This window comes from Agromyces cerinus subsp. cerinus (assembly GCF_900142065.1).
Taxonomy (GTDB): Bacteria; Actinomycetota; Actinomycetes; order Actinomycetales; family Microbacteriaceae; genus Agromyces; species Agromyces cerinus.
The window spans coordinates 307,018-322,761 of the sequence record NZ_FSRJ01000004.1 but is presented as its reverse complement, the minus strand read 5'-3'; the positions used below and the strand labels follow the sequence as shown (position 1 = coordinate 322,761).

The window sequence follows — 15,744 nt, the reverse complement described above, 5'->3', positions numbered from 1 at the left end:
CTAATCCCCTGAATGGGGCTGCGAGCACGGCGCGGCGGTAGCGTGGCGGCATGGAGTTCTACCGGACGACACCCAGCCACGACCTCACCTACTCGGACGTGTTCCTCGTACCGAGTCGTTCCGCCGTCACGAGCCGTCTCGACGTCTCGCTCGCACCCGATGACGGGTCGGGCGCCTCCATCCCGCTCGTCTCGGCGAACATGAACTCGATCACGGGCCCGCGACTGGCCGCGACCCTCGCCCGCCGCGGCGGGCTCGGGGTGCTGCCGCAAGACCTCCACCTGCAGGATCTCGACGACGCGATCCGCACGGTCAAGGCGCAGTCCCCTCGATTCGACACCCCGCACGACTTCAGTCCGGATGCCACGACCGCCGACGCACTCGAGGTGCTGCCGCCGATCGCGGGCCACGGCATCGTGCTGCACGACTCCAGTGGCGAGTACGTCGGATGCATCCCCGCCGATCGTCTTGCGACGGCACTGCCCGACGCGCGCCTCGGCGACCTCGTGCACGGCGGCATCGCCTCCCTCGACGCCGACGACGTGTCCACGCCGCGCCGCGCATTCGACCTGATGGTCGAGGCCGACCTCGAGTTCGCCCCGGTCGTCGAGCACGGGCGCGTCATCGGCACGCTCAGCCGCCGCAGTGCGCTGCGCGGCACGATCTACGAGCCGAACGTCGACGCCGACGGGCGGCTCCGCGTCGCCTCGGCGATCGGCATCAACGGGGACGTCGCGGCGAAGGCGACCGCGCTCGCGGCAGCGGGGGTCGACATGCTCGTCATCGACACCGCTCACGGACATCAGGAGGGCATGCTCCGGGCCGTGTCGATCGTGCGCGACCTCGGCCTCGACATTCCGATCGTCGCCGGCAACATCGTGACCGCCGACGCGGTCGCCGACCTCGTCGACGCCGGTGCCGACGTGCTGAAGGTGGGGGTCGGGCCCGGCGCCATGTGCACGACCCGCATGATGACGGCGGTCGGTCGCCCGCAGTTCTCCGCAGTGCTCGAGACGGCCGAGGCCGCTCGCGAGCTCGGTGCATCCGTCTGGGCGGACGGCGGCGTGCGCTACCCGCGCGACGTCGCGCTCGCGCTCGCCGCTGGAGCGGCTTCGGTCATGATCGGGTCGTGGTTCGCGGGCACGATCGAGGCGCCGGGACTGCTGCGGCACGATGCATCCGGTCGCCTCTACAAGGAGAGCTGGGGCATGGCCTCGACGAAGGCCGTGCGCGAGCGATTCGATCGCCTCTCGCCCTACGAGCTCGCGCGCAAGGAGCTGTTCGCCGAGGGCATCTCCTCGTCGGCGATCTCGCTCGATCCGCTGCGGCCCTCGATCGAGGACCTGCTCGACATGATCACCTCGGGGGTGCGCAGCTCCTTCACCTACGCAGGTGCGCGCACGCTCGAGGAGTTCCGCGACCGGGCGCTCGTCGGCATCCAGTCGGCCGCAGGCTACGAGGAGGGCAAGGCGCTGCCCGTCAGCTGGTGAACTTCGTCGTGCGCGGGGCTGTGGATGGCGACGGTGTGCGCACCACCGGTGCGAATACGCTGCGGTGCCATGACGCACGCGTTCGAGATCGTGGCTCAGCCGATTCGTCGGCGCATCATCGAGGTGCTGGCAGTGGGCGATCACACGGCCGGTGAGCTCTGCGACGTCGTGACTGTCGAAGCCGGGGTCTCGCGGACCGCGGTCTCACACCATCTGGCGGCGCTGCGAGACCGAGGCGTGGTCTGGTCGGAAGTCGACCCCGCCGAGCCGAGGGCCAGACGGTACTTCCTCGATCCCGAGTTCCTGATGCAGCTCGACGACGCCGTCTGCGAGCTCTTCGAGCTCTGGGATCACCGCTACGGCACTGCTCAGCGCCGGGCACCGCTGGTCGACCCGCCGCGGACGCGGGCGCGCCTCCACCGCTGGGAAGACGCGGCCATACGCCGTCGCGTGCGGTCGATGGGGGAATGGGGCGGCGACGGCGCGGGGGAGCCCTCGCATTGAGCTGCTGAGTCGCCGCGCTGCTGAGCTGCTGCGTCGTCGAGCTGCGGACGGAACCACGTCGCTCGAAGCGGCATCCGACATCTGCGATCGCCGTTCCGTGCCTGCCATCCCTCGCTTTGCTTCGCCTTGCTTCCCTTCGCCTCGCCTTGCTTCCCTTCGCTTCGCCTCGCTCGTGTCACTCGTCGTGTGAGTGCCGCCTCACGAGAGGCAACGCTCACACGACGATTCGGGAAGTTGTTCGGTGCGAGGGAATGCTCGGCCAGAGCGCGCCCCCACAATCATGTGCGGTGCGGTGCGGTGCGGTGCGGTGCGGTGCGGTGCGGTGCGGTGCGGTGCGGTGCTGTGCGGTGCGGTGCGGTGCTGTGCGGTGGAGGGCGGTTTGTGCGCTGTGCGGTGGGGTTGCCTGAGGGTGTGTGACGCTCCGGTTACAGCTGGGGGATCGCGCAGTGCGCGCCGATATACTGAGGCGACAATGGACGATCCTCCCTCTGCCACTGCCCCCGGTCATAGACCCCCGCCCGTGACTGCTCGCGGAGGTGGCGATGTCTGAGTGGATCCTCCTCGGCATCGGACTCCTCCTCACGATCGGCACGGGCTTGTTCGTCGCCAGTGAGTTCGCGCTCGTCAATCTCGATCGAGCCGATCTCGAGGCTCGGCGCGCGAGAGGTGAGACGAAGCTCGCGCTCACCATCTCGGCGCTGAAGATCACCTCGACGCACCTGTCGAGCGCCCAGCTCGGAATCACGCTGACCACGCTGCTCACCGGATACACGATGGAGCCGGCGATCTCGTCGCTCCTTGCAGGGCCGCTGACCGCGATGGGGCTTTCCGAGGCATTCGTTCGCCCCATCGGCACGATCACCGCGATCGTCGTCGCCACGCTGCTGTCGATGGTGCTCGGCGAACTCGTGCCGAAGAACTTCGCGCTCGCCCTCCCGCTCGCGACGGCGAAGTTCGTGATGCCGTTCCAGACGGCCTTCACCTGGGTGTTCCGGCCCGCGATCACGGTGCTCAACGGCAGCGCCAACGGGCTGCTCCGCGCCGTCGGCATCGAGCCGAAGGAAGAGCTCTCCGGCGCCCGCTCGGCCGAGGAGCTCTCGTCGCTCGTGCGACGCTCGGCGAGTGCCGGAATGCTCGAGCAGGACACCGCGACCCTGCTCGGCCGCACCCTGCGCTTCGCCGATCACGACGCGTCGGACGTCATGACCCCGCGCCCGAGGGTCGCGTCGGTGCAGCGCCAGGAGCCGGCCGAGGCCGTGCTCGAACTCGCACGCACGACCGGGTACTCGAGGTTTCCCGTGTACGACGAGAACCTCGATGACATCGTCGGCCTCGTGCACGTCAAGCAGGCCGTCGCGGTGCCGCGCGAGAAGCGCTCGGAGGTGCCGGCGTCGGCGCTGCAGTCCGACGCGCTCCGCGTGCCCGAGACGATGAAGCTCGACACGCTCCTCGAAGAGCTCCGCGGTCGCGGGTACCAGATGGCCGTCGTCGTCGACGAGTACGGCGGCACGGCGGGGGTCGCCACGCTCGAAGACCTCGTCGAGGAGCTCGTCGGCGAGGTCTCCGACGAGCACGACCGCACGCGGGCCGGCATCGTGCGGCGCGGCGACGACGTGAGCTTCCCCGGAATACTGCGACCCGACGAACTGCTCGAGCGCACGGGCATCCGCGTGCCGGAGAACGGAGACTACGAGACCGTGGCCGGATTCGTCATGGCCGAGCTCGGACGACTGCCCGCGGTCGGCGACGAGGTGCTCATCGACGAGGGCACGCTCGTCGTGCAACGACTCGACGGGCGTCGCATCGACCGCGTGCGGTTCGTGCCGAACCCGATGCCCGAAGCCGACGACCTCGACGGAGGAGAACGATGAGCGACTGGGCCGGCATCGCCTGGCTGATCGTGCTGCTCATCGCCAACGCCTTCTTCGTCGGCGCGGAGTTCGCGGTCATCTCGGCGCGGCGATCGCAGATCGAACCGCTCGCCGAGCAGGGCAAGCGCAGCGCCAAGACCGCGCTCTGGGCGATGGAGCACGCCACGCTCATGCTCGCGATGAGCCAGCTCGGCATCACCATCTGCTCGCTGCTGATCCTGAACGTGTCGGAGCCCGCGATCCACCACCTGCTCGAGGTGCCGCTGCACCTCACCGGCTGGTCGGCGGAGGTCGTCTCGACGATCGCGTTCATCGTCACGCTCGTGCTCGTGTCGTACCTGCACGTCGTGTTCGGCGAGATGGTGCCGAAGAACCTGTCGTTCTCGGTGCCCGATCGCGCCGTGCTCATCCTGGCGCCCCCGCTCGTCTTCCTCGCCCGCATCTTCAAGCCGATCATCGTCGCGCTGAACGCCACGGCCAACGGCGTGCTCCGACTGTTCGGCGTCGAGCCGAAGAGCGAGGCCAACTCGACGTTCACGCTCGAAGAGGTGCAGACGATCGTGCACCAGTCGCGACGCGAGGGCGTGCTCGACGACGCGAGCGGCCGACTGACCGCCGCCTTCGAGTTCACGACCAAGCGGGTGCAGGATGTGGCGGTGCCGCTCGACGCGCTCGTCAGCCTGCCGCCCGCGGCGACGCCGGCCGACGTCGAGCGCGCAGTGGCCCGTCGCGGATTCTCGCGGTACCCGATCATCGACGAGTCGGGCGAACCCGACGGCTACGTGCACCTGAAGGACGTGATCGATCTCGACGACGACGAGTTCGACGATCCGATCCCGGCCAAGCGCGTGCGCCGTCTCGTCTCGATCTACGCGGGCACCGACCTCGAGGACGCGCTGGCGACGATGCGCCGCCTCGGCACGCACGTGGCCCGCGCCTTCGACGAGGACGGCACGACGACCGGCGTCATCTTCCTCGAGGACATCATCGAGGAGCTCGTCGGAGAGGTGCAGGACGCCACGCGACGCGGCTGAGCCGCGGTCTGGCGGCGCCGCCGTCCACGGGCGCCGTGCGGCCGTTGCACGCCCGGACGGGGGACTGCCCGACCCCTGTCGGCGCGCGTAGACTCCGCACGAGTCACGAAAGTGAGGTTGCGTCATGTTCGAGTCTGCGCGCGCCTATTCGATCCTTCCCGCCTCCGACCTCGAGCGGGCCGTCCGGTACTGGAAGGACACCTTCGACCTCGACCCGGTCATGACCGACGAGACCGGAGTGCTCTTCGAGGTCGGCGGCGCCCGAGTGCTCGTCTACGAGACGCAGTTCGCCGGAACCGCCCAGAACACCGCGTTCGGCATCGACACCGATGACCTCGACGCGGCGATGACGGAGCTCCGGTCGCGCGGCGTCGCGTTCGCCGACTACGACATGCCCGGGCTGAAGACCGTCGACGGCATCGCCGACCTCGACGGCGAGCGATCGGCGTGGTTCACCGACAGCGAGGGCAACATCATCGCCATCGGGCAGCGCACCTGAACCGGCTGCCGACGCGCACGCCGACCCGGCAGCGGGTCAGGCGAGGGCTCGAAGCCAGGCCTCGAGCGCGGAGGCATCCGTGAAGACGTGACCGTCGCCGCCGACGGCCTTCGCGCCCTCGACGTTCTCGGCCTTGTTGTCGATGAAGACGAAGTCGGATGCCGCGATGCCGAGTTCGTCGATGACGTGCTCGTAGATCGCGGCGTCGGGCTTGACGAGGCCCAGTTCCCCGCTCACGAAGACGCGCTCGAAGAGCGGCGCGAAGGAGCCGTGCCGCAGCCAGCCCGAGAAGTCCGCTCCCGCGTTCGAGAGGAGGGCGAGGCGCGTGCCGCCCGCGGCGAGGGCATGCAGCACGCCGAGCGTGCCGGGATCGACCGAGAGCCACCCGCGGTGATCGAGCGCCCAGAGTTCGTGCAGGTCGATCACGTTCCAGTCGGCGCCGAGGTCGGCCGCGACGGCCTGCCAGTACTCGGCGATCGAGGTCGTGCCGCGGTCGAGGCCGAGGCGGTGCGCCCAGTACGAGGCCCAGAACGGTTCGGGGTTCGCCGTCGCGCCGGCCCGTTCGACGAGGGCGGCACGATCGGCATCGGTCGGCTCGCGGGAGATGACCTCGCCGTAGTCGAAGACGACGACGCTCGGGGCGAGGCTGATCGGTGCGGGAAGTGTCGGAGTCATCTCCCTCAACCTATCGTTGGAGCATGGATGCGTCTTGGCAGGAATGGACCGCGGCCGATGCGGCGAGATGGATCGTCGCGCCGGTGGCCGATGACGACAAGTACTCGCGCGGCGTGCTCGGCATCGTGGCGGGCTCGCCGGAGTATCCGGGCGCGGCGGTGCTGGCCGTCGAGGCGGCGCACCGTGCCGGCCTCGGCATGGTGCGGTACACGGGCCCGCGTGCCGTGCGCACCGCGGTGCTCGCCCGCCGCCCCGAGACCGTCACCGCCCCCGGCCGCGTGCAGGCGTGGCTGATCGGCTCCGGCATCGACATGGGACGCCGCTCGTTCATGCTGCTCGGCGACCTGCAGGGGTCGCTCGCGTCCGGGCTGCCGGTCGTGCTCGACGCCGGCGCGCTCGACCTCGTCGGCACGCACACGGCGCCGACGGTGATCACGCCGCACGCGAGGGAGCTCGCGGCACTGCTCGCCTCGCGCGAGATCGACACGAGCATCGCGCAGGTGCGCGCGGCTCCGGCGGAGTGGGCGCTCAGGGCGGCGAAGGAGCTCGGTGTCGTCGTGCTGCTGAAGGGCGCGGTGACCCACGTCTGCGACCCCGATGGCGATCGCTCCACGATCACGGCGCCGACGCACTGGCTGGCCTCCGCCGGCACGGGCGACGTGCTCGGCGGCATCCTCGGCGCGCTCGTCGCCACGCACCACGAGCGGCTCGCGACCGATGCCGGAGTGCTGACCGCGCTCGCGGCGACGGCAGCATGGGTGCACGGCGAGGCGGCGAGTCGCGCGACGGCCGCGGTCGACGGCGGGCCGATCACGGCGCTCGACATCGCCGAGGCGATCCCGCCGGTCATCGGCGCGCTGCTCGCGCACTGACGGAAGCGTCGGCGGAACCCGGCCTCAGTCGGCGAGGAACCTCGCGAGGAACTCCCGGGTGCGCTCTTCACGCGGCGCCTCGAAGAACTGACGAGCGGGGGCGTCCTCGATGATCCGGCCGGCGTCGAGGAATACCACGCGATCGGCGACCTCGCGCGCGAACGCCATCTCATGGGTGGCCATCACGATCGTCGTGCCGCCGTCGGCGAGCGAGCGCACGAGGGCGAGCACCTCTCCGACGAGCTCGGGGTCGAGGGCGCTCGTCACCTCGTCGAGCAGGAGCAGTTCGGGCCCGGTCGCGATCGCGCGCACGATCGCGGCGCGCTGCTGCTGGCCGCCCGACAGCCGGTCGGGGAACGCGCGGGCGAAGTCGGCGAGCCCGATCGAGGCGAGCAGCTCGAGGCCCTGGCGCTCGGCTTCCGCGCGGGGCACCCGGTGCACGAGCCGCGACGCGAGTGTCACGTTGTCGAGCACGCTGAGGTGCGGGAAGAGGTTGTAGTGCTGGAAGACCACGCCGATGCGGGCCCGGACGTCGTCGGCGTCGACGCGCGGATCGCTGACGTCCTGCCCGCGCAGGAGGATCTCGCCGTCGTCGATGCGCTCGATGAGGTTGATCGTGCGGAGCAGCGTCGACTTGCCGGATCCGCTCGCCCCGACCAGGGCGACGACCTCGTGGGCCGCGACGTCGAGGTCGATGCCGTCGAGCACGACGTGCTCGCCGAACGCCCGGCGGACGCCACGGAGCCGGAGCACCGGCTCGGCGACCGACGCGGATCTCGTGCTCATACGATGCTCCCGACCTGTTCGCGTGCCCGCGTGCGTGCCGACACCCAGTCGGTGAGCCGGATCATCGGCCAGGCGAGCAGCACGAAGAGGAGGCCCGCCACGACGTAGGGCGTGAAGTTGAAGTAGTGCGCCGTCTCGATCTGCGCCGCCCGAACGGCGTCGACGGCCCCGAGCACCGAGATCAGCCCCACATCCTTCTGCATGGCGACGAAGTCGTTCATGAGCGCCGGGGTCACCTTGCGGAACGCCTGCGGCAGCACGATGCGCCGCATGGTCTGCCCGTGGCTGAGGCCCAGCGATCGGGCGGCGAGACGCTGCGAGGGATGCACTGCCTCGATGCCGGCGCGGAACACCTCGGAGACGTACGCCGAGTAGGTGAGGATGAGGGCGATCGTGCCCCAGAAGGCGACGGGCATCCGGGGGAAGAAGTCGAGCCCCGGCACGCCGTAGCCGATCAGGTAGAGCACGATGATGAGCGGCACGCCGCGGAAGAGGTCGGTGTAGCCGGCTGCGAGCGCTCGCAGCGGGAAGAACACTGGGCCGCGCAGCGTGCGGAGCGTCGCCAGCACCAGGGCGAACACGACCACGCCGATGCTCGCGGCGACGAGCACCTGGATGTTCAGCCACAGGCCCTCGAGGATGCGGGGGAGCGAGGCGAGCGCGACCGTCGGGTCGAAGAAGGTCTGCTGCACCTGGGCCCACCCCGGCGAGCCGATGAGCGCCCATGCGAGGAGGCCCGCGAGCACGATCGTCGAGAGGGCGCTCACGAGCACCGAGCGACCGGTCTGGCGTTTCCGGAAGGCGCGCCGCTCGAGCTCGATGGCGCTCGGCCGCCACGCGGTCGCCGAATCGCGGGCGTCGGTCGTCTCGGTCACGAGCTCACGCTACCGGCGGCCAGGGGATGCCGCGGCATCCGCGGCACGGGCACCGGCGTCGCTGGGAGCATCGGTCCTACTCGAGAACGGGCGCGCCGCCCTCGCCGCCCAGCCATTCGGCCGCGAGCGCGTCGAGCGTGCCGCGTTCGCGAAGCGCGTCGACGGCCGCGGTGACCTCGGCCGTGAGCGGCGAGTCCTTGGCGAGCACGAGCCCGAACTCGTCGCCGCCCCCGGAGGTCACGGGCAGCTGGCCGACGATCTTGCCGCCGTCGAGCTCGACGCCGGTGAGGTAGAACGCGGTCGGCAGGTCGACGACGATCGCGTCGACCGTGCCGTTCTGCAGGGCGAGCTTCGCGTCGTCGTTGGTGTTGAAGACCTGGGCGCCCGCGGTCGGGGCGATGACCTCTTCGACGGCGTCGAGGCTGGTCGTGCCGGTCTGGGCGCCCACGAGGAGGTCCTTCAGGTCGGCGATCGAGGTGGCGGAGGCCGCCGGCGAGGAGTCGACCGTGATGACGACCTGCGTGGTCTCGTAGTACGGCGACGAGAAGTCGACGTTCTGCTTGCGCTCGTCGGAGATCGAGAACTGCTGGAGGTTGAAGTCGAAGTCCTTCGGCCCGGGCGCGATGGCCTGTTCGAAGGTGGAGCGCACCCAGACGACGTCGTCGGCCGCGAAGCCGAGCTCGTCGGCCACCGCGTATGCGACGGCGGCCTCGAATCCCTCGCCCGACTCGGGGGCGTCGTCGAGCACCCACGGGTAGTACGCTGGCTCGCCCGTTGCGATCGTGACCTTGCCCTCGGTCACGTAGTCGCCGCCGCCCGAGGTGTCGCCGGCACCGGCGGCGCACCCTGCGAGTGCGAGGGTCGCGGATGCCGCGATGAGGATCGCGGAGCGGGAGCGTCGGGTCATGGTGGCCTCCATACGGGTGTTCGTCCAAGCATCGCGGATGCCGCCGACTGTGGATGAGCACGTGGCGGATTGTGACGCTCGGCTAGGCTCTTGGCCATGACGGACGGGGATGGGCGCGAGGCATCCGGTCATCGCATCCGCCGGTTCCTCGGCACCCGGGCTGCCCTCTGGACGGGCTTCGCCCTCGTGCACGCTGCGCTCATCTGGCTGAACCTGACGGCTCCCGGCTACCCGCTCGGCGACGTGACGGCCGTGTACCGGCTGTGGGCCGAGAACGCCGCGCACGGCTGGCTCCGCATGGGCATCGACGCGCCGTGGGTGTACCCCATCCTCGCCTTCGCACCGATGGCCGCCGCGCTCGCCCTCGGTTCTGCCTGGTACGCGCAGACCTGGCTCGCCATCGTGACCGTGCTGAACGCCATCGCGTTCAGCGTGCTCATCGGCCGTGCGAGACTCTCCCGCCCCCGCCGGATCGCCGCCTGGTGGTGGCTCGGCTTCCTCGCGCTGCTCGGCCCCATCGCCTTCGGCCGCATCGATGCCATCACCGTGCCGTTCGCGATCACCGGCCTGTTGTGGGCAGCCGGTCGTCCGCGCGTCGCCGCCGCGCTGCTCACGATCGGCGCGTGGATCAAGGTCTGGCCGGCGGCCCTCGTCGCCGCGCTCGTGATCGCCGCGCGCCGGCGATTCGAGGTGCTCACCGTCGCGCTCTCGCTCAGCGTCGGCATCCTCGCCGTGAGCCTCCTCGCCGGTTCCGGTGCGAACGCCGTCGGCTTCATCGCCGAGCAGGCCGGGCGGGGGCTGCAGATCGAGGCGCCGCTCGCGGTCGGCTGGCTCTGGCAGATCGTCGCGGGCTCGAAGTCGGTGCGGATCGTCTACGACCGCCAGATCCTCACCTTCCAGATCGAGGGGCCCGGTGCGGATGCCGCGGCGGCACTGACCACTCCGCTCATGGCGATCGGGGTGCTCGTCGTCGTGCTCATCGGCATCCGCGCCGTGCGCGGTGGAGCCGCATTCGGCCGCCTGCTGCCGCCGCTCGCGCTGTCGTTCGTCGTCGTGCTCATGCTCGCGAACAAGGTCGGTTCGCCGCAGTTCGTCACGTGGCTCGCGGCCCCGGTGATCCTCGGACTCGTCTTCCGACCCGCGCGGTTCGCGGTGCCCTCGCTCGTCGCCGCGTCGATCGCGCTCATCACGCACATCATCTACCCCTACTGGTACGGGTGGCTCCTGATCGCCGATCCGGCCTTCGTCTTCCTGCTGACGGCGAAGTCGCTGCTGCTCGTGGTGCTGCTCGTCTGGGGCATCCGCTCGATGTGGCGGCTCGGGTCGCCGCGAGCAGCGCGGTCGTCCGCGGCCGATGCCGTGCGTCGCGTACCCGACCTCGAAGAGAACTGAAGGAGTCGAACATGCTGGTGGCATTCTCAGTGGCCCCGAGCGGAGCCGAAGGGCCCGAGGGGTCCGTTCACGACGCGGTGGCCGCAGCGGTGCGGATCGTGCGGGAGTCGGGCCTCCCGAACCGGACGACGTCGATGTTCACGGAGCTGGAAGGCGAGTGGGACGAGGTCTTCGACGTGATCCGGCGTGCCACGGAGGCCGTCGGCGCGTACGGCCCGCGGGTCTCGCTCGTGCTGAAGGCCGACATCCGCCCTGGGCGGTCCGGCGAGCTCGACGCGAAGATCGACCGTCTCGAGACGGCCCTGGAAGATCTCGACTGACGATCACGGCACGGCCGCTCCCGGCGGCTCCGGCACGGCTATCGAATCGATTCGATTCCTGTGGGAGAATCGACGGGTGACCCTCCCCATCGACGGGCCGACGACGCTGTCGCCGGCCCGCATCCGTTTCGCGCTCCTCGCGCTCGCCCTCGGCGGCTTCGGCATCGGCTCGACCGAGTTCGTCGCGATGGGCCTGCTGCCGAACATCGCCCTCGACCTGCTGCCCGAGCTCTCGGCGCAGTCGACCGCCGCGGCGAACGCGAACGCCGGATGGATGATCTCGGCCTACGCCCTCGGCGTCGTCGTCGGCGCGCCGACGATCGCGGCCGCGGCCGCGCGCTGGCCCCGGAAGCGGCTGCTGCTCGCACTCCTCACCGCCTTCACGCTCGGCACGATCGCCTCGGCCGTGCTGCCGAGCTTCGAACTCGTGCTCGTCGCCCGCTTCGTCTCCGCCCTGCCGCATGGCGCCTACTTCGGCATCGCCTCGCTCGTCGCCGCGAGCCTGATGGGCCCGGGCAAGCGGGCGCGCGGAGTCGCACTCGTGCTTTCGGGCCTCACCATCGCGAACGTCATCGGCGTGCCCTCGATCACCTGGCTCGGCCAGCTCGCCGGATGGCGCATCGCCTACCTCGCCGTGGCGGTCATCTTCGCCCTCACCTTCGTCGCGGTGCTCGTCGCAGTGCCGTGGCAGGCGGGCGACCCGGGCGCGACGATGAAGCGAGAGCTGAAGGCGTTCACCCGGGCCCAGGTGTGGTTCGCCCTCGGCATCGGCGCGGTGGGCTTCGGCGGACTCTTCGCGGTCTACAGCTACGTCGCCCCGCTCGCCACCGAGGTGACGGGGCTGCCGGAGGAGCTCGTGCCCGTCGTGCTCATCGCCATCGGCGTCGGCATGACCGTCGGCAACCTCGTGGGCGGCCGACTCGCCGACTGGAGCGTGCGCCGCTCGATGTACCTGTTCTTCGCGGTGCTTGCGGGCGCGCTCGTGCTGCTCGGGTTCACCGCGTCGAGCCCGATCGGACTGTTCGCCGGCGTGCTGCTCGTCGGCGCGGCGGCTGCTGCGCTCTCACCGACCATCCAGGCCCGACTCATGGACGTCGCGCGCGACAGCCAGTCGATCGCCGCCGCACTGAACCACTCGGCGCTGAACGTCGGCAACGCCCTCGGCGCGCTGCTCGGCGGTATCGCGATCGCCGGCGGACTCGGCTACGTCGCCCCGATCTGGATCGGGCTCCTGCTCACCATCGCGGGGACCCTGCTCGCCGTCGTCTCGTTCGCACTCGATCGCTCGCGCGTGCGCCGCGGGGTCGCGGTGCCGTATGCGACGGGCGCGATGCGCGCCGTCGAGTCGTGACCCTGCGGTCGTGACCCTGCGGTCGTGACCCTGCGGTCGTGACCCTGCGGTCGTGACCCTGCGGTCGTGACCCTGCTCAGTCGGACTGCAGCAGGATCCCGTCGAGGATCGCGCGCTTGCGGAGCGCGACCTTGGTGCCGACGTCGTACCCTGCGGCGCGGTACTTCTCGCGGATGCGCTTGAGGTAGCTCTTCGCCGTCTCCTCCGAGATGCCGAGCTGGAACGCCACCGCCTTGACCGGCTGACCGGCGCCGTAGAGCGCCATCACGCGGCGCTCCTGCGCCGAGAGCTTCGGCGACGTGCCCTCCGCGGTGAGTGCGAGCTCGAGCTCGGGCGTGAGGTACGACTCGCCGACCCGTGCAGCACGGATCGCCTCGATGATGGTCTCGACGGGCTCCGACTTCACGAGGTAGCCGAGCGCCCCGGAACCGAGGGCCTCGCGAACGACGGTCGGCTCGGAATACGTGCTCATCAGCATCGTCTGCACGCCGGCCGACTTCAGCATCGACAGCTTCAACGAGATGGGGATGTTGTCGCGCAGGTCGAGATCGAGGAGCACGACGTCGACCGGGAACTCGGGGTGGGCGAGGAGCTCGGACCACGACGGCACCGCAGCGAGGAGCTCGATGTCGGGGGCTGCGGTACGGATCCACTCGGAGAGCGCGCCCAAGAGCATGCGGTGATCGTCGACGATCGCCAGACGGATCGGTGGAGCGGTCTCAGCCATCAGCTTCCCCTTTGACGGGCCGCCCCACGGGCGACCGTTACGCCTGCCGAGGCGTTCGGGTCGACTCGGCAGTCGATGTCGATCCGGAATGAATCGGTCCCCGTAACGACATCGTGTGTACCGACTGTACCGAGTGCATCCCAAGTTGCGGGGTCGACGCGACGCTGAACGACGCCGGAGACGTCGATCGAGAGCTGCACATCGGGTGTTCGCGGGTCGGATGCATCGTCGGGTTCGCGACACGTGACGTGCGCGGCGAGCTCGGCGGTGCCCTTCGAATGCTCGCCCACGAGGAACCACAGTGCGAGCAGGAGTCCGTCGCGCTGATCGGAGGAAAGCACGCCGGCGAGTCCGCCCGGGTCGTCGACCGTGACCCGATTGCTGAGATACGCCGACTCGGTCACCGCGTGCCGGAGCCAGGTGTCGTTGCGACCTTCGATGAGTCGCACGCGGAGCCGGGCGGCGAGGTCGCCCGCGCGCTCGGCCGCCTCGGCGGGGAGGGGGATCGCGATGCGCCCGGAACCGACGTCGTCGAGGAGCGACTCCGCGTCGAAGTCGAGCTGGGCGAGCTCCTCGGAGGCACGCATGCCGACCGCGGTGCGGGGAGTCGCAACCGTGCTCTGCACGAGCGACAGGTCGAGCTCGCGTCGGATGAGCCGCCGGAACCCGCCGATCGCGATCACGGCGACGACCATCGGCAGCACCGTGGTCCCGGCGACGGCGAGCCCCGTCACCGTGTAATGGCCGGCCGTCGTGATCTGCAGGAGCGCCGAGCCCGCGATGACCGCGCCGATCAAGCTCGCCACGAGCATCGGGATGCGGATGCCCCGGATCGCGGCAACCGGCATCAGCACGGCCCCTGCGGCTGCCGCCGCGGTCGGCGTGACGCCGAGGTGGAGCAGCCCCATCGACGCGGTGACGTCGAGCCAGACCGGAGCGATGAGCGCGACGAGCAGCACGACGTAGAGCACATCGGGCAGGGGGGCGTTGCGCGAGACGAGGCGGGAGACTACGCCGATGCCGACGACACCGGCGAGGGCGAGCCAGGCCGCCCAGGGCCCTGGGCCGGGCGGGAACAGCGGTGTCAGGGTCACCGCGTGCGCGAGGTGCCCGAGGATGATGAAGGCCGACGCGATCGTGATGCCGGTGGCCAGACGGCGGCCGCCGTGGCTCTCGCGCACGTCGCCCGCGGCGCGTGCCGATCGGCTCGGCCGCCGGAACTGGCGTCCGAGTGTGGTCGTCGGGATCTGCGCGTCGCTCATGGCTTCGGCACCTCGAGCATCACGGTCGTGCCCGAGCCGGGGGAGGAGAAGATGCGCGCGCGCCCGCCGACCATGCTGAGCCGGCCGACGACCGACTCCGAGTATCCGAGTCGAGCGCCGTCGACCGCGGCCGGCTCGAAGCCGGAACCGGCGTCGGTGACCATCGCACGGACCGTGCGTTCGTCGTCGCTGACGGTGACATCCGCCGCACTGACGCCGGAATGCCGGCGCACGTTCTCGAGGCACTCGCCGAGCGCGCCGAGGAGCGCGTCGAGCGTGTCGCGGGGCAACGCGAGCCGGCCGGCACCGTGCCAGTTCACATCGAGGCCCATGCGGGCGAACCGCTGGCGCACCGACTCGAAGGTCACGCCCAGGCTGTCGTCGTCGGACTCGGGGGAGAAGACCGCGGTCGAGCCCCGGTCGATCGGTGCGCCGAGCCGCAGTTGCTTGAGCAGTCGCGCGTCGTCACCGGCCTGCTGTCGAAGCGCGCCGGCGCCGACGCCGACGCCCGAATGGGCGAGCAGGCTCAGCGTCGCGAGCACGGTGTCGTGCAGCACCCGGGCGTCCTGGCGCTGTTGCGACTCGAGCTCGCTCGCGAGGCGCTCGGCCTCGTGGGCCCGGCCCACCTCGTGGATGCGGGCGGCTGCTGCGGCGATCGATCGGTCGAGCCAGATGCCGATCGTGGCGTTGGCCGCCCAGCCCATGAGGGCGCCGATGGCCACGACCTCCATCGAGTGGCCCGTGATCGCGACGACTCCGACGGCGATGAGCACGGCCGCGACGAGGCCGAGCACGAGGTACGGGCCGTCGGGTCGCACGATCAACGGGATGGCGACCGAAGCGGCGGTCACCGCCGCGGTGACCGTCATCGCGGCGGCGGCGGCCGGATCGATCACCGGCGCAGCGCCGAGCAGACTGATGAGCCCGATCGCGCAGGCGACGACGCCCAGGGCGGGCGCGATCGCGCCGCGTGCGGTGTGCAGCATGATGAAGACGACGGCACCGGCGCTGAGCACGGCCGCGAACAGGAGTTCGAGGCCGGTCGACACCCCGGGCACGAGCAGGCACAGGAACGACCCGGCCGCGCCGCTCAGCCCGGAGACCCTCGCGAGCGTGCGGAGCAGTCGGTCGCGCTCCTTGTGGATGCGCTTCATGACACCCCCTCGACCGTGTCGGCGG

The 15,744-nt window shown here is 70.7% G+C and carries 16 protein-coding genes; 9 read left to right on the top strand and 7 right to left on the bottom strand.

What is annotated here, in order from left to right:
• Nucleotides 1–50: 50 nt before the first annotated feature.
• From guaB1 to BUR99_RS15730, 5 genes are all read left to right on the top strand, one after another.
• Complete coding sequence (guaB1, locus tag BUR99_RS15750; protein WP_074261313.1) at nucleotides 51–1,490, top strand: GMP reductase; 1,440 nt, start codon at nucleotides 51–53, stop codon at nucleotides 1,488–1,490.
• Between the two features lie 69 nt (nucleotides 1,491–1,559).
• Nucleotides 1,560–1,994: an ArsR/SmtB family transcription factor gene (locus BUR99_RS15745; RefSeq protein ID WP_074261312.1), complete on the top strand. Its 435-nt coding sequence runs from the start codon at nucleotides 1,560–1,562 to the stop codon at nucleotides 1,992–1,994.
• A gap of 542 nt (nucleotides 1,995–2,536) precedes the next feature.
• Nucleotides 2,537–3,865 (top strand): hemolysin family protein, encoded by a 1,329-nt coding sequence (locus tag BUR99_RS15740; RefSeq protein WP_074261311.1) that lies wholly within the window; start codon nucleotides 2,537–2,539, stop codon nucleotides 3,863–3,865.
• Nucleotides 3,862–4,899 (top strand): hemolysin family protein, encoded by a 1,038-nt coding sequence (locus BUR99_RS15735; RefSeq protein ID WP_074261310.1) that lies wholly within the window; start codon nucleotides 3,862–3,864, stop codon nucleotides 4,897–4,899. The genes BUR99_RS15740 and BUR99_RS15735 overlap by 4 nt, the downstream gene beginning before the upstream one ends.
• 124 nt (nucleotides 4,900–5,023) lie before the next feature.
• Entirely contained in the window at nucleotides 5,024–5,398 is a 375-nt protein-coding gene (locus BUR99_RS15730; protein WP_074261309.1) for a VOC family protein, read from the top strand.
• 36 nt (nucleotides 5,399–5,434) lie between these two features.
• Here BUR99_RS15730 and BUR99_RS15725 read toward each other — a convergent pair whose 3' ends face one another.
• The gene (locus tag BUR99_RS15725) at nucleotides 5,435–6,073 is read right to left on the bottom strand and encodes an HAD family hydrolase (protein ID WP_074261308.1); all 639 of its coding nucleotides are present in this window, start codon (nucleotides 6,071–6,073) and stop codon (nucleotides 5,435–5,437) included.
• A 23-nt stretch (nucleotides 6,074–6,096) separates the two neighbouring features.
• On the opposite strand from BUR99_RS15725, the gene BUR99_RS15720 reads away from it, so the two are divergent.
• Nucleotides 6,097–6,945, top strand: coding sequence for an ADP-dependent NAD(P)H-hydrate dehydratase (locus BUR99_RS15720; RefSeq protein WP_074261307.1), 849 nt, complete (start codon nucleotides 6,097–6,099; stop codon nucleotides 6,943–6,945).
• A 24-nt stretch (nucleotides 6,946–6,969) separates the two neighbouring features.
• Here BUR99_RS15720 and BUR99_RS15715 read toward each other — a convergent pair whose 3' ends face one another.
• The 3 genes from BUR99_RS15715 to BUR99_RS15705 form a co-directional block, all read right to left on the bottom strand.
• Nucleotides 6,970–7,731: an amino acid ABC transporter ATP-binding protein gene (locus BUR99_RS15715; protein ID WP_074261306.1), complete on the bottom strand. Its 762-nt coding sequence runs from the start codon at nucleotides 7,729–7,731 to the stop codon at nucleotides 6,970–6,972.
• On the bottom strand, nucleotides 7,728–8,606 hold the full coding sequence (locus tag BUR99_RS15710; protein ID WP_074261305.1) for an amino acid ABC transporter permease: 879 nt from the start codon (nucleotides 8,604–8,606) through the stop codon (nucleotides 7,728–7,730). Before BUR99_RS15710 ends, BUR99_RS15715 begins: the two co-directional genes overlap by 4 nt.
• A 76-nt stretch (nucleotides 8,607–8,682) precedes the next feature.
• Nucleotides 8,683–9,513 (bottom strand): ABC transporter substrate-binding protein, encoded by an 831-nt coding sequence (locus BUR99_RS15705; RefSeq protein ID WP_074261627.1) that lies wholly within the window; start codon nucleotides 9,511–9,513, stop codon nucleotides 8,683–8,685.
• Between the two features lie 96 nt (nucleotides 9,514–9,609).
• Here BUR99_RS15705 and BUR99_RS15700 point away from each other — a divergent pair, with 96 nt between their 5' ends.
• The 3 genes from BUR99_RS15700 (at nucleotide 9,610) to BUR99_RS15690 (ending at nucleotide 12,576) form a co-directional block, all read left to right on the top strand.
• Nucleotides 9,610–10,905, top strand: coding sequence for a glycosyltransferase 87 family protein (locus BUR99_RS15700; protein WP_074261304.1), 1,296 nt, complete (start codon nucleotides 9,610–9,612; stop codon nucleotides 10,903–10,905).
• Nucleotides 10,906–10,916: 11 nt separating this feature from the next.
• Nucleotides 10,917–11,225, top strand: a complete 309-nt coding sequence (locus BUR99_RS15695) for a thiamine-binding protein (RefSeq protein WP_074261303.1) — start codon at nucleotides 10,917–10,919, stop codon at nucleotides 11,223–11,225.
• Between the two features lie 76 nt (nucleotides 11,226–11,301).
• Complete coding sequence (locus BUR99_RS15690; RefSeq protein WP_074261302.1) at nucleotides 11,302–12,576, top strand: MFS transporter; 1,275 nt, start codon at nucleotides 11,302–11,304, stop codon at nucleotides 12,574–12,576.
• 76 nt (nucleotides 12,577–12,652) lie between these two features.
• Here BUR99_RS15690 and BUR99_RS15685 read toward each other — a convergent pair whose 3' ends face one another.
• The 3 genes from BUR99_RS15685 to BUR99_RS15675 are packed head-to-tail and all read right to left on the bottom strand — an operon-like array spanning nucleotide 12,653 to nucleotide 15,719.
• Nucleotides 12,653–13,303: a response regulator transcription factor gene (locus BUR99_RS15685; protein WP_074261301.1), complete on the bottom strand. Its 651-nt coding sequence runs from the start codon at nucleotides 13,301–13,303 to the stop codon at nucleotides 12,653–12,655.
• Nucleotides 13,303–14,565, bottom strand: a complete 1,263-nt coding sequence (locus tag BUR99_RS15680) for a hypothetical protein (RefSeq protein ID WP_074261300.1) — start codon at nucleotides 14,563–14,565, stop codon at nucleotides 13,303–13,305. Before BUR99_RS15680 ends, BUR99_RS15685 begins: the two co-directional genes overlap by 1 nt.
• Nucleotides 14,562–15,719 carry a sensor histidine kinase gene (locus tag BUR99_RS15675; protein ID WP_074261299.1) on the bottom strand — a complete coding sequence of 386 codons (1,158 nt, stop codon included), beginning with the start codon at nucleotides 15,717–15,719 and terminating at the stop codon, nucleotides 14,562–14,564. Before BUR99_RS15675 ends, BUR99_RS15680 begins: the two co-directional genes overlap by 4 nt.
• Between the last annotated feature and the right edge of the window lie 25 nt (nucleotides 15,720–15,744).

Coding starts and splice junctions, on each gene's coding strand:
- BUR99_RS15700 (WP_074261304.1), top strand. CDS start 9,610: ATGACGGACGGGGATGGGCGCGAGGCATCCGGTCATCGCATCCGCCGG.
- guaB1 (WP_074261313.1), top strand. CDS start 51: ATGGAGTTCTACCGGACGACACCCAGCCACGACCTCACCTACTCGGAC.
- BUR99_RS15675 (WP_074261299.1), bottom strand. CDS start 15,719: ATGAAGCGCATCCACAAGGAGCGCGACCGACTGCTCCGCACGCTCGCG.
- BUR99_RS15705 (WP_074261627.1), bottom strand. CDS start 9,513: ATGACCCGACGCTCCCGCTCCGCGATCCTCATCGCGGCATCCGCGACC.
- BUR99_RS15740 (WP_074261311.1), top strand. CDS start 2,537: ATGTCTGAGTGGATCCTCCTCGGCATCGGACTCCTCCTCACGATCGGC.
- BUR99_RS15720 (WP_074261307.1), top strand. CDS start 6,097: ATGGATGCGTCTTGGCAGGAATGGACCGCGGCCGATGCGGCGAGATGG.
- BUR99_RS15680 (WP_074261300.1), bottom strand. CDS start 14,565: ATGAGCGACGCGCAGATCCCGACGACCACACTCGGACGCCAGTTCCGG.
- BUR99_RS15695 (WP_074261303.1), top strand. CDS start 10,917: ATGCTGGTGGCATTCTCAGTGGCCCCGAGCGGAGCCGAAGGGCCCGAG.
- BUR99_RS15715 (WP_074261306.1), bottom strand. CDS start 7,731: ATGAGCACGAGATCCGCGTCGGTCGCCGAGCCGGTGCTCCGGCTCCGT.
- BUR99_RS15735 (WP_074261310.1), top strand. CDS start 3,862: ATGAGCGACTGGGCCGGCATCGCCTGGCTGATCGTGCTGCTCATCGCC.
- BUR99_RS15685 (WP_074261301.1), bottom strand. CDS start 13,303: ATGGCTGAGACCGCTCCACCGATCCGTCTGGCGATCGTCGACGATCAC.
- BUR99_RS15745 (WP_074261312.1), top strand. CDS start 1,560: ATGACGCACGCGTTCGAGATCGTGGCTCAGCCGATTCGTCGGCGCATC.
- BUR99_RS15725 (WP_074261308.1), bottom strand. CDS start 6,073: ATGACTCCGACACTTCCCGCACCGATCAGCCTCGCCCCGAGCGTCGTC.
- BUR99_RS15730 (WP_074261309.1), top strand. CDS start 5,024: ATGTTCGAGTCTGCGCGCGCCTATTCGATCCTTCCCGCCTCCGACCTC.